The sequence below is a fragment of the Oscillatoria sp. FACHB-1407 genome (genome assembly GCF_014697545.1).
Classification (GTDB): Bacteria; Cyanobacteriota; Cyanobacteriia; order Elainellales; family Elainellaceae; genus FACHB-1407.
Genome location: NZ_JACJSA010000002.1, coordinates 321,196 through 333,752, shown reverse-complemented (window position 1 = coordinate 333,752; position 12,557 = coordinate 321,196). Strand labels below are relative to the sequence as shown.

Sequence of the window (12,557 nt, the reverse complement as noted above, 5' to 3'; positions counted from 1 at the left end):
TAAAGGTACAACGGCGATCGTCATGCTCACATGAGTATGGAAAATCACCTAAAAAGTTACTGTCGTCACAACAATAAGTGTGGATGTAGTGACACTAAGTATAAACGTGGGGACAACAAGTGTGGACAGGGTGACACTAAGTCTTGACGCTATGACATCAAGTGTTGACATGATGACAACAAGTATAGATGCGACGACGTTAAGTGTGAATGTGGTGACGACAAGTGTAGATGTGGCGATCGCTTGTTCTTACGCCTCTTCTTCGACTGCCCCTAACGCTTTGAGGGTAGCTTTTTGAGCCTCGGTAATGCCCGTGATACCTGTGATGTTCATCCCCTCATAGGGGCGATCGCCTCTTAAAACACACATGCATTCACCACTCTTGACATCCCACAACCGAATCGTCTCATCCGCACTGCTGCTAACAACTGTTTGACCATCAGGACTAAAGGCAACTGCCAAAACTGAGGAGCGATGTCCCCGTAATGTGCAAATTTCATTACCCGTTTTGACATCCCAGAGCTTTACCGTGCGATCGGTGCTGCCACTCGCCAACCGTCGCCCGTCTGGGCTAAAGGCAACTGACCAAATCCAGTTTGTGTGCCCCTCCAGAGTCTTCAAGGTCTTCCCAGTTCGCACGTCCCAAAGTTTAATTGTCTGGTCATCAGAACCGCTGGCAAGCATTTGTCCATCTGGACTAAATTGGGCTGAACGAACCCAATTTCGGTGTTCCTCTAAGCTCATGAATAGCTGTCCTGTTCTCACATCCCAGAGTTTTAAGGTGCGATCGTCACTCGAACTCACGAGCATCTGACCGTCTGGGCTGAAGTGTACAGAACAAACCCAACCTTTATGTCCACGACAAATATGAATCATCTGTCCAGTCTCAACGTCCCACAATCGAACAGTCAGATCTTGGCTGGCACTCGCGAGTAGCCTACCATCCGGGCTAAAACAAACTGATCTCACCCAGTCAGTGTGTCCTTGTAGTACTCGAATCGTCTGTTTTGTCTGCATATCCCAAAGCCTGAGCGTCTGGTCTGAGCTACCACTTGCCAGCAGCTTTCCATCCGGGCTAAAACAAACCGATCTCACCCAAAGTGTGTGCCCAGTTAAGGTCGTTAGTACTTGCCTACTTTGTACATCCCATAGCCAAATTCCTCGGCAGTGATCATCTCCTCCACTCGCCAATAAGCGTTCATCAGGATTGAACTGTACCGAGTGAATCCAATCTGTTGGACCGCGTAATGTTCTGAGGGTCTGTCCGGTGTTAACGTCCCATAGTTTTACGGTGTGATCTTCGCTACTGCTTGCCAAAACAGTGCTATCTCGGTTGAAATATACTGAAGTAACAGAATTAGCGTGTCCCTGAATTGATCTGACGAGTTGTCCCGTCTTGGCATCCCACAGCCTGACCATGCAATCGTCGCCGCTACCTGCTAACAGATGTCCATCAGGGCTAAATTGCACATCCCTGACCTGTCCCCTAAAATCGTGTAAGGTTTTTAGTAAAGCCCCTGTCCTGACATCCCACAACCTGACTGTTTTGTCCTCGCTACAACTGGCTAAACGCTGTCCATCTGGGCTGAAGTGAATTGCATTCACCGCTTGAGAATGTCCTTGCAAAATCCGAATCGTAGATCCAGTCTTCACATCCCAAAGTCGTATCGTTTTGTCGGCACTGGCACTTGCAAGCATTTGCCCATCGGAACTCCAGGTCACTGCCCACACTATATCGGTATGTCCCTGCAAAGTTATGAGACAAGCCCTTGTATGAACATTCCACAGTCTAATGGTAGAGTCCTCACTGCCACTCGCTAAGCTATGCCCATCAGGACTCCATGCCACACCCCACACTAAACTGGTGTGTCCCTCAAAGGTTCTGATGCACTGTCCCGTTTCGATATCCCATATGCGAACGATATGATCTGTACTGCTGCTAGCTAATTGAGAACCGTTGGGGTGAAAACTAATCGACCAGATTAGATTAGAGTAACTCTCAAGTGTTAGTAGAAGTTGCCCATCGGCAACATTCCAGAGGCGGATATTGCCATCTGCTTCACCTGTGGCAAGACGTGTACCATCAGGGCTAAAGGCTACGGTATAAATCTCGCTACAAGGTTGAGTAAAGATCGATTGTTTGAACTCTGCGCCTGCAAATGACAGTCTCCTCAACGTTGCATTTTGCAAATAGGCTTGCCGGACTTTGAAGTTTGAGAAGTTATATCCGGTCAAATCAATCTGGAGATGTAAACATAGATTGATAAAATTACCCACGCCATAGGCAAAGAATGAGGCGGGATTGTTTCGCATTGCTTGCAGAATGAGTTTAAGATGTTGCTTTAATTCTTCAGCAGTGCGGAAGGATTCTTGAAGTCGTTCGGCAAGTGGATATAGGATTAAGCGACTCTGACTCTCCCGGATATAATCTAGAGCGGTCGTTTTGAGCAGTGGATAACGGTTGAAAAAGGATAGTTTTACAGTTAATAATTCAGTTGTGAATTGTTGAATCAAACAGTCTGTAACATACTCCATTACTACAGGTTGTTGTGTATATTTGCCCGTTCTCTTTTCAATTAAATTGCGCCAGGTTAACGATTCGAGTGACTCTAACACACTGGCTCGTGAAACAGCAGGCACAATGTCTTCGACCAGTTCTGCAATGGATGTCCATTCCCGATTAATGGCTAACCAATACATGATGGTCTGTTCGAGATAAGACAATCGTTCAAACTGTTGTTCTAGTAACCGACGAATGCCGTTAAATACTAGAGTTTCTTCGCTGAGAAAAGGGGCAATTTCACCATCAAACAAACTTTGAATCGATGAGGCAACTACCTTCAATGCCAGTGGGCTGCAATTGTAGAACTCACACAACTGCTGCTTTTCGACCTCGGTTCCGATTAGTCCTTTAGATTCCACTAATGCCAGTGCTGCCTCAGGCGAACCGCTCAGGGAGAGCGATCGCACCCACCCTTCTAGCCCCTCTAAAATGCCAACTTCGGCAGGCTTTTCGCGACTGGTTAACAGCACACAACTGTGATGCGTTGTTTCACCCAGCAACCGAAACAAATCGCTATAGTTCTCATAATCGGGTTGATAGTGTCCTGCGCGATCGCCCGCCTGCAAAATCGTCTCGACATTATCCAACACGACTAGACATCGATGAGTCCTCAACCAGTGCAACAACCGTTCTGGCTTGGGTTGTGTATCTTGCTGATTGGAGAGAAACGGCACTAAGTCCGCCAACAGGGTTTCTAGCGGTGGGGCGTTACGGAGCGATCGCCAGATGAGATGGGTGAAGGGAGTAGGGAGTGGGGAGTAGGGAGTGGGAGAGCCGGGTAAGGTGGTAGGGGAATAGAGGGGGGATGGGGGTAGGTTAACTTGTCTACTCTCTCCCTCCTCCACTAACTGTTGTGCCACTTTTGCCGCGAGAGAGCTTTTGCCCATGCCACCCATCCCGAGAATGGCAATCAGTCGGCAGCGATCTTGCACAATCCATTGAGTTAGAGTGTCCAGTTCTTGAGTCCGACCATAAAAGCTAGAGACGTCGATCGCCTCTCCCCAATCCACGAGTGGAGTGCTGAGTGCTGGGTTCTGTTCTCTGAGTAATGGAGTGCTGCGATCATAGGGTGATGAAGTACCGGGTTCTCTTGATTCCACTCCCCTGCTGGTTAACTCCCCTACTTCCCTACTCTCTAACTCCTCTGTTCCTTGGCTCTGCTGAATAATGTGTGTCAGGATAGCCCGTGTATTCGTTTTGTTAAGTTGGCGATTAAAACTTGCACTCAGTAGTTTCCAAAACTTCGGACCTAAATCTCGTTGTAAGTAGTTTGTTGAATAGCCGGATATATTAGCAATTTCGTCATAGGTTTGATCCTCCCACGCCCCCTTGAGTAAAGCGATTTCTGCCTCTGACAGAAATCGGTTAGCTTGGGCAAAAATAACTGCATTAATTGCTTCAAGGGCTTGGTTAAAATTCATTATCGAGACACTCCCGCAGGTAGTCTGATTGTCGTAAGACGCTTTCACTTCGATGTGTCATCTGATATGGTAACTGTCGAGACAGTTGATACAAAGGGGTGTAAAGCCAGGAGTTCTACCCCTGCACCCCGTCCTAACCAACCCCTCAGTTGCTATAGAACTACTGATTGATAAAGGCTTCTTCCCAAAAGTCAGATGCTTAATAGCATAAAACCATACTTTCCTGAGATTGCTCCATACTTTTCTAAAAACACCTGCATACCCCAAGTGCATACTTTCCTGTACAGACGGGCGCAAGAGTTCCTCGTATCTTGGTAAATGTGAGGGTTACAAAGCCAGTGAAACGAGCTCAAAACAGGTTGCCGAGCCATATTCAGGCGTCCGTTACAACATTTCATAATTTGACTCAATTGCTTTGATTGCTTCAGCAAAAAATATGCCTGAACAGGCGCAGTTTTACTGTGAGCATCCTCACATCAATCACCAACTCATCACCAACTCACTAACATCGAGGTAATTTCTAATGGCAACTAACGTTTTTAACTTTAGCGGTTTTGTTAGCGACAATGCTCCTGCTCAACTGATTTATCGGGGTTGTGCATATGTTCGATCGGAAAGCAACGCTCCTGTAGCTCCGATGGTTCAATCCCTGCGTTATCGGGGAGTGTGCTACTCCCAGGTTCCTCAAAATAGCTTGTCTAGCCAAGTGGTAGCTGGTTTTATGCCATTGCGCTATCGCGGCTTAACCTACCTCAGCCCTTACTGTGGTAGATAAAATTTGTGTAATCAGGCATTTCTGAGAATCGGTCAGGTCTTCAATCTCTCACCCTTACTTTTTGTGTATAAGACCTGACAAAGCCCAGATATTTCCTGTAACGACAAACTCTCTGCTACGCCCTAATCTGTAACTATAGGCGATCGCGCCCTGATCAATTATTCAACGAGTTCATTACACAACTTGTATCGATCTCGACGCGATCGCCCCATTTGCTAGCTTTTCCAACAACCAATGACCTATAGCAACTGTCGAGACAATTGAGACAAGAGGGTGTGGGGGTTCCACCCCTGCACCCCGTCCTAACCAACTCTTTGGTTGCTATATATCCCACCTGCCTAAACAGGCTGTAGTGGGTCAAACTGACGTTGCCAATTTTAGGAGAAATTCATCATGGCATTGAACAGCTATTCATTAACCAATCAGAACAAAGCGAGTGCATCCAAAATCAACATCGCTCAGGCTGTAAAGACAGCCCTGGCTAACAAAGGACGGGCAGTGATGCAATTTTTGTCTGCTAGGCGTGAACCTGTGATCACACAACGATTTGATCTGCAAGGTTGCCCTTATTGGGAGATTTACAATCCTGCAACCCAGCAGAATTATTACTGCCTGACCGAGACTGAAGTTTTGATATGGCTTGAAACCCATTACCGTTAGCGCAACCGCTAAACGAATCAAGCCTACTCAATTTCAAGAATCACGCCACAAGATCCCATACTGCGTACCTTCAAACCTTTTAGGAGCATACTATGCGCCAATATCCTGCTAACTCTAACTCGGCTGAAACAATGGCTGCTCGCCTTACTCACTCGGCTGGGACAGTTACTTTAGAACCACCCCACCAAACGCAATTTAGCACTCATTCATTCACCCTTGAAAAAGGACAATGGCTCGAAATTTCACGAGAACCCTCTGTGCTGCGAGTGATATCGGGTAATGCCTGGGTCATTGTTGAAAAACGCGATCTCGTGTTGTCTTCTGGACAAGAAAAACTCTTACCCGTTGGCAAGTATCCCGCTGTTGTTTTGATTTTAGGGGACAGACCCGTCTCTTTAGAAATCCAAAGTAAAACGCCTCCACGCCTTGCATCTTAACTACAGGACAACCCTATGAAAACTCAATGGATGGTTTATTGTGAATTGGAGTTAATTCCAAATTCAGTTTCCGAGCCACAACCTACGCTTGTTTCTCGATTGGCTCAACTGAAGTATCACCTCGGTGAACTGTGGGCATCGTTTGTCAAAGGGATGACGCAAAGTCCGGAACCACACATTTGGCAGGAAAGCGATCGCCAAACGGGAAATACCTGGTGGTGTGCTTATGATCCCATAACCCAACAGTCACTTTATGCAGAGTCGGAGGGGGAAGTGCTGGAGTGGCTTGAACGACGCCCCTATTGCTAGCGAAGGAAAATGTGTTATGCAACTACTAAGTGCGGCTGACCCTTATCGCACACTGCTGAAACAAGGGGCTAAAAAGTGGAATGCCTGGAGGCAACAGCACCCCAAAACGGCTCCTAACCTGGGAAATACTGACTTGAGCCAACTCGATCTGACCGATATTGACTTTAGCTGGATGAGGTTAGAATGGGTCGATTTGAGTGGTGCGATTCTCAAAAATGCAAACTTTAGATGTGCAGATTTACGTTGGGCAGATTTGAGTAATGCTGATCTGCAAGCCGCTAATCTTCACGGAGCCAATCTTAAAGGAGCGAATTTGAGTCGGGCTAATTTACATTGGACAACCCTATGTGGAGCCAACCTGAGAGACGCTAACTTCAAATTAGCTGATTTGCGAGATACCGTATTGATGTTTGCTGATTTGATGCAAACCAATTTTGAGGAAGCCGATCTGAGCCGAGCTGATCTGGTTCATACCAACTTGAGAAATGCAGATTTATCGTTTGCTACCCTCGACTCGGCTGACCTGCGTGGGGCTAATGTCGCAGGGGCAAGTTTGATTTGTAGTAATTTGTATGCCACAAAGCTGAGCCAGAGCCAGTTTGCTCAAGCCAATTTCTCAGGTGCTCTGATTGATTACATTGACTGGCAATAAGTAACTGGCAATAAGTAACTGGCAATAAGTGACTGGCAATAAGTGACTGGCAATAAGTGACTGGCAATAAGTGACTGGCAATAAGTGACTGGCAATCAATTCAGTCTTCTATTTAACTCATTCTTCTCAACCACAACTATGCAACGTTTCATCCTGGTAACATCAATGCTTGCCCTCCTCAATGCAGGGGCAGCTCTTGCTGATTCAACTGCGATCGCCTCTAACACAACCGTGCAACCTGCGGACGATATCACCCTCACTAATGCAAATCTCATTATCGATACTCAGGGTTATGTCCGCGATATGGATAGAGCACTGCTTCGTATCGCTCAGATCACTTCAACTGGTGATGTCCGCCAAGCGAATGGCAATGCTTTAGGGCAAATTGCAGAGAATGGCTCTATCTACGACGCCAATGGTGATTTATTGGGTCGTGTTGATGAAATTGGATACATCTACGATCGCCAAAATCGTATTCTCGCATTACATGACATCAGTGGCTATTTGCTGAATGTGGATGGCACACTCATGAGAAATCAACGTATTAGCCGTGATCTGGTGGTGTTTCTGTTCTTCTTCCAATAGTCTCTACTCTTTCAAGATCTTCAACGTTCGATTGGTGTACTTGGCGATCGCTCTTTCATAGATGTCTCCATCTTAAAGGAGCGATCGTTTTTCCTATTACACATGTGATTGCGCTGATTTTTACAACAGGCGATCGCCCTCAAAAATTGGAATTGAATAAGTTCGATATTGGGTAGGGGCGGGTTTTACTGTCAAATTTATTGCAGAATGCCAATTGGTTTGCTAAACCCGCCCGTACAGGTTGCAAAGTTATTTAATCCGCGATCGCACTCAGCCATCTAAACCCCGGTGTATCCCAGTTTTGTAGCCCTCACCGCTTAGCTAAGCTCACGCCGAAGCCCTAAACCCCTCTTCCAAAGCCAGAGAGACTTCAATCCGGTTCTCCTTCTGCCTGCTTGGGAGAAAGGGTTGGGGAATGAGGGCAAGTTCAGACAGAATCCCCCTACTGCATCTCTAAACGTGTTTTATGCTAACTCACGAGCCTAACATCAACCATTCAACTTCTATCAATTCTGCGGCTGTCTACCCCCTCAACCAGTCTATAGGACAGATAGGTTCTGTAAACTCTTCATACACCATTCCAACGATCGCCATCCGTCATGCTGAAGCGACTGATTATGAAGAGCTACATCAGTTATTGACCGATCCCCAGATCGTTTATTGGACGGCTGATATGCCGTTACGTCCAGCGATCGAAACCTATGAATCTCTCAAAAATGCATCCGGCTACCACTATACGCTGGTGGCAAATGGGGCAGACGAGTTGGTGGGTGGATTAACCTTTGAAATCAACTCGTTGCCCCGGTTACGTCACATTGCTCGAATTAAAACTGTAACGGTACGTCGAGACTGGCAAGGGCGAGGCGTTGGCTCCGAACTGATGAAAGCGGCGATCGACCTGGCGGATAACTGGTTGAATTTGGTGCGTCTGGAGTTGCTGGTGTATGCCGACAATGCTCCTGCTATGAATCTCTACACCAAGTTTGGTTTTGCTGCCGAAGGAACCCTGCGCCGCCTTGCCTTTCGGGATGGGTGTTATGTCGATGGCATATTGATGGCGCGGATTAACGACTGGGCAACGCTGGCATTGTAAGGAGTTGCTCTTGTTTCCTCTGGCACAACTGTTCTAAGGGTGAGAATGTGTAACTTTAATGCACATCCCCACCCTGTTAGAACGACCTAACGTTTACCCTAACACAGGGTTAGATGGATCGTGTTCAGAGTGCGATCGCCCTACCGTTTGCGTTTCAACAGTGAACCTGCACCAAATGCCCCGATTCCCAGCAACGCTAAAACCGTTCCCGGTTCAGGAGCAGGAGCAATATCGATATCCAAATTTTGGAAGGAATATCGGGTCACTCCCTGGCTATCTGTACCAAAGAAGCCTTCTCCAACAGGTTTGCCCAGGTTTGCCTGATAGATGGGATCAGTCTGGCAACTTTGACCAATGACTTCTGTCGAGCGACTGTTAAATAGGGCGATCGCCGTGTCAGTAAAGCCTCGTGGGTTTGTCCAATCTCCTTCTTCATCCAGGCAGCTGAAGATATTTTCCTCTAGAGGCACGGAGTCAAGTTGCTCTCGCCCGGTGAGTGATGTTTTATTCTCAAAAGTAGCGGTATTGGTGAGCGGATTGTACTGATCTCCTTCGGTGAGATAGGTGGCAGTCACTCCTGAAATCGTCCAATAGCCGTCCTTTTCACCGACCTCAGCCGATGTTAAGTCCGAGATAAACACACCTCCCTGACCTAACACTTCAAAGTTGACATCGGGGGTGCCTGTGTTAGTAACGATGAGAGCCGTATTCTCATCCACTCCAAAAGCGCGATCGACTCCCAGATCAGAGGCTAACCGAATGATGCGTCCCTGTCGTCCGCGTTCACTAAAGTGGCTGTCGAGTAAGCCATATTCAAAAAAGCCCAAACCGCCCAGTGGATTGTAATACAGGGTGTTGTCAAAGGGAGGGCTACCAACAAAGCTAACAGATCCATCGCGCAACGCTTCGTAGGTTTCACCGTTTGTCACCATAGGGTCTACGGGTTGAACGGCTGTCCCGGCACTGGTTCCAGCGATCACTGCTCCGGCGGCAAACTGATCGCGTAGAGCCTGGATGAGCGCGGTGTCGGTGCGGGTTTGGGCGATCGGGTCTTCGTTAAAAAAGCAGTCGGTAATGAAGGACTGATCTCCTCCGGTGAAGAAGAAGGCATTGCGATCGCGAATCTGGTTGGCGATCGCTGAATTGCTGTCGTTTTTGTAGCTACTGCAAGTGTCACGGGTGACGGGAATCCACTCGACATCCAGATCGTCACCATATAGTGCTGCAAAATCGCCTAAAAAGGCTCTTGCTGATCGAGCAGGGTTGCCACTAGCAGTTGAAAAAATGCCAATTTTAGCGTTGGATGTGCCCCCTGCCAAATCGACGATTTCTCGATAAATTGAAATGCCGTATTCTTCCTCAAGACTTTCAGAATCGGGATCAGGGAAAGCAAGACTGCCCCCAACTAATACGAGTGAACCGGCTGAAACAGGAGCCGCAGATAACACACTCACACCAGACAGCACTAATCCAAAAACAAAGGCAATTTTTGAAGATTCTTTAAAGGATTTGATCATCATCAGGGGCATCAATAGTTAAGTTGAGTTTAAGTCTGACGGCGGAAAATTAATGACATCAAGGGTTTGGAGCCATAAATCAAGTACACAATTTATCATTGCCTTTCTGGGTTCTTGATGAAGAATTGATGAAGATAAACAATATAGCCGTAGCCCCATTCAATAGGGCGGAGTCGAGGCAGAAAGCATTCCCAGCATCCGGGTTTGAGCCATTGCCTTTGCCTTAAGCTTTCTGACCAAAGCTATATTGACAAAGCTATTCACCTGCTCTGATCTGCCATGTGAGACATATAAATATGACATTGAAATGATGTATTGATCTCAAGTGAGGTGTTATCGTCAACTCATTTCAGTGTTGATTCAGAGCTATTAATGACAACTGAATTAGTGGTGATAGAGTGAGAACCATTGTTCTTTATCGCTTGTTCGACAAACTGTTTGACTTGTTGTCTATAGCGTTTTGACAGATGGTTATCGTGTCCTCCGTCTAACACAAGTATGAATTGCTTAAACCCAGAAGCCGCTGTGTATAAACGCTCCCCCATCTCAACTGGGATTTGTAGATCGTCAGTACCTGTGATAATCAAAACAGGCATCTCGACAAACTGCATCTTGTCTAACGAGTCAAACCGTTGTTGCAACAACAACTCCACTGGAAGTAACCAATACACTCCAAATCGTTGAGTCATCTCACGCATACTGGTGAACGAATTTTGCACAATCAATGCAGCGGAGTCTGGGTGTTTTGTTGCAAGGTTAATGGCGATCGCCCCACCGATGGAATGTCCATAAATGATGATTTGACTGGGTGGAATTAGTTTTTCTTCGGTCAGGTAATCCCAAGCGGCTTCAGCATCCTCATACACTTGAGACTCTGTTGGGAATGCGCCCTGGCTTTGACCAAACCCCCGATAGTCAAAGAGCAAAACGGTATAGCCTAATTGCTGAAATTGCAGGGCTTGGCTAACATTGGCACCCATATTCACGGCATTGTGATGAAAATACAGGATGACGGGAGCCTCTGGTTGTTGTGCCGGAATCCACCAACCATGCAGAAATTCCGATCGCCCCGTGTGATTGACAATTGGAATCCAAACATCGTCGTATGGCAGTTGATAGAGTGCAGGCGTGTGTTTGAGTTGACGGCTTGGAAAGAAAATAAGTCGTTGTTGCTGATAATAGAGTGTGACACAGACCAAACTGTAGGCGATCGCAACTGTTGAAATAAAAGTTCGCCATTGCTGCCAACGTTTTTTCATGCACGAATAACCCTTGCAATTCTTAGAGAATCTTGAACGATTGCCCCTGATCTGGAGTTTGGAGCGGTAAACTGAATATCTTGAAATCGCAGCAGGTATAGTCATTTGTGTTGGCTTACACACCAGGCTGCCCTATTTCTGCCTACGCTATTCGATCGAACGATAAGCGTTAGTGTTTATTCTCAAGCAAGGAAGCAACTCGCCATGCGACAGACTCTATGGCAACACTTTAGAACTGCACTATTAATTAGTGTTTTAAGCATTACTTCTGTTTTTGTTTCTACTTTTATCTCATCTGCACCTGCCTACGCCGCTGACTGTACCTTAACGGCGATCGTTTGGGAAGGGTACACCGATCCATCATTCGCGCAAACCTTTGAAAAAGAGACAGGGTGTACGGTTAAGGCAACTTACGCTGGCTCCAGTGACGAAATGTTTGCCAAGTTTCGGGCAGGTCGCGGGCGCACCTATGACATCGTTTCAGCATCGGGCGATATTACTGAACGGCTCTACAAAGCGGGACTGGTCAGGGCGATCGACACTGACAAACTCAATAACTATAACTCCGTGTTTGAGTCCTTCCAGGGTGGCAAGTGGAACACGTTTGACGGCAAACCCTATGGAGTTACCTTTGCCTGGGGTCCCAACGTGCTGGTTTACAACACAGATGAGGTGAAATCGGCTCCCACCTCATGGGATGTTTTGTTTGATCCAGCTTATGCAGGCAAGATTTCATTACCCGACAACCCGATGACGATCGCTGATGTTGCTCTGTGGCTAGGAAAATCTGATCCCTACGACCTGACAGATGCTGACCTGGCAGAAGTCAAAGCGAAATTATTGGAATTGCGCCCCAGCGTTCGTAAATTCTGGACAACGGCAGGTGAGTTGGCGAACCTGTTCCAGTCGGGTGAAGTGGTGCTAGCACATGCATGGCCCCTTACCTACACGCAGTTGAGCAATGAAGGTTTCCCGATCGGGTCAGTGGGTCCTAGAGGTAAGCTCACCGGATGGACAGATTCCTGGATGATCTCCAAAAACTCTCGCAATGAAGATATCGCTTATAAGTGGATCGACTTCATTCTTAGTGGCGAAGGTCAAAAGGGTGTGATTGAAGTAACAGGATATTCAGGTGCAACAACATTGGGAGCCGAAGCAGTCGGTTCAGAGCGTGCCCATGAGTTGTTTATGGATGACCTGTCACTACACTCTCAAATCAACATGTGGCAGAGCGTCAAGAACTATGACCAGTGGGTGCAACTGTGGAATGAGATCCGCAGCTAAGA

Annotated in this window: 12 protein-coding genes; 8 read left to right on the top strand and 4 right to left on the bottom strand. The window is 47.0% G+C overall.

Going from position 1 to position 12,557, the window contains the following annotated elements; genetic code table 11:
- Positions 1-249 precede the first annotated feature (249 nt).
- The gene (locus tag H6G89_RS04695; RefSeq protein ID WP_190504108.1) at positions 250-3,984 is read right to left on the bottom strand and encodes an nSTAND1 domain-containing NTPase; all 3,735 of its coding nucleotides are present in this window, start codon (positions 3,982-3,984) and stop codon (positions 250-252) included.
- Between the two features lie 523 nt (positions 3,985-4,507).
- On the opposite strand from H6G89_RS04695, the gene H6G89_RS04690 reads away from it, so the two are divergent.
- The 7 genes from H6G89_RS04690 (at position 4,508) to H6G89_RS04660 (ending at position 8,495) form a co-directional block, all read left to right on the top strand.
- On the top strand, positions 4,508-4,759 hold the full coding sequence (locus H6G89_RS04690; RefSeq protein ID WP_190504107.1) for a DUF4278 domain-containing protein: 252 nt from the start codon (positions 4,508-4,510) through the stop codon (positions 4,757-4,759).
- A 393-nt stretch (positions 4,760-5,152) separates the two neighbouring features.
- Entirely contained in the window at positions 5,153-5,419 is a 267-nt protein-coding gene (locus tag H6G89_RS04685; protein WP_190504106.1) for a hypothetical protein, read from the top strand.
- 92 nt (positions 5,420-5,511) lie between these two features.
- Entirely contained in the window at positions 5,512-5,856 is a 345-nt protein-coding gene (locus tag H6G89_RS04680; protein ID WP_190504105.1) for a hypothetical protein, read from the top strand.
- A gap of 15 nt (positions 5,857-5,871) precedes the next feature.
- Positions 5,872-6,165 carry a hypothetical protein gene (locus H6G89_RS04675; RefSeq protein WP_190504104.1) on the top strand — a complete coding sequence of 98 codons (294 nt, stop codon included), beginning with the start codon at positions 5,872-5,874 and terminating at the stop codon, positions 6,163-6,165.
- 16 nt (positions 6,166-6,181) lie between these two features.
- Complete coding sequence (locus H6G89_RS04670) at positions 6,182-6,817, top strand: pentapeptide repeat-containing protein (RefSeq protein WP_190504103.1); 636 nt, start codon at positions 6,182-6,184, stop codon at positions 6,815-6,817.
- Positions 6,818-6,955: 138 nt separating this feature from the next.
- Positions 6,956-7,402: a hypothetical protein gene (locus H6G89_RS04665; protein WP_190504102.1), complete on the top strand. Its 447-nt coding sequence runs from the start codon at positions 6,956-6,958 to the stop codon at positions 7,400-7,402.
- Positions 7,403-7,868: 466 nt separating this feature from the next.
- The gene (locus H6G89_RS04660; RefSeq protein ID WP_190504101.1) at positions 7,869-8,495 is read left to right on the top strand and encodes a GNAT family N-acetyltransferase; all 627 of its coding nucleotides are present in this window, start codon (positions 7,869-7,871) and stop codon (positions 8,493-8,495) included.
- A gap of 140 nt (positions 8,496-8,635) precedes the next feature.
- On the opposite strand, the gene H6G89_RS04655 is transcribed toward H6G89_RS04660, so the two are convergent.
- The 3 genes from H6G89_RS04655 to H6G89_RS04645 all read right to left on the bottom strand — a co-directional run bounded on the left by H6G89_RS04655 (position 8,636) and on the right by H6G89_RS04645 (position 11,271).
- Positions 8,636-10,015 carry a cyanophycinase gene (locus tag H6G89_RS04655; RefSeq protein ID WP_190504100.1) on the bottom strand — a complete coding sequence of 460 codons (1,380 nt, stop codon included), beginning with the start codon at positions 10,013-10,015 and terminating at the stop codon, positions 8,636-8,638.
- 156 nt (positions 10,016-10,171) lie between these two features.
- Entirely contained in the window at positions 10,172-10,315 is a 144-nt protein-coding gene (locus H6G89_RS04650; protein WP_190504099.1) for a hypothetical protein, read from the bottom strand.
- A 41-nt stretch (positions 10,316-10,356) separates the two neighbouring features.
- On the bottom strand, positions 10,357-11,271 hold the full coding sequence (locus H6G89_RS04645; protein ID WP_190504098.1) for an alpha/beta hydrolase: 915 nt from the start codon (positions 11,269-11,271) through the stop codon (positions 10,357-10,359).
- Between the two features lie 204 nt (positions 11,272-11,475).
- Between H6G89_RS04645 and H6G89_RS04640 the strand changes: the two genes are divergently transcribed.
- Positions 11,476-12,555 carry an ABC transporter substrate-binding protein gene (locus H6G89_RS04640; protein ID WP_190504097.1) on the top strand — a complete coding sequence of 360 codons (1,080 nt, stop codon included), beginning with the start codon at positions 11,476-11,478 and terminating at the stop codon, positions 12,553-12,555.
- Positions 12,556-12,557 lie beyond the last annotated feature (2 nt).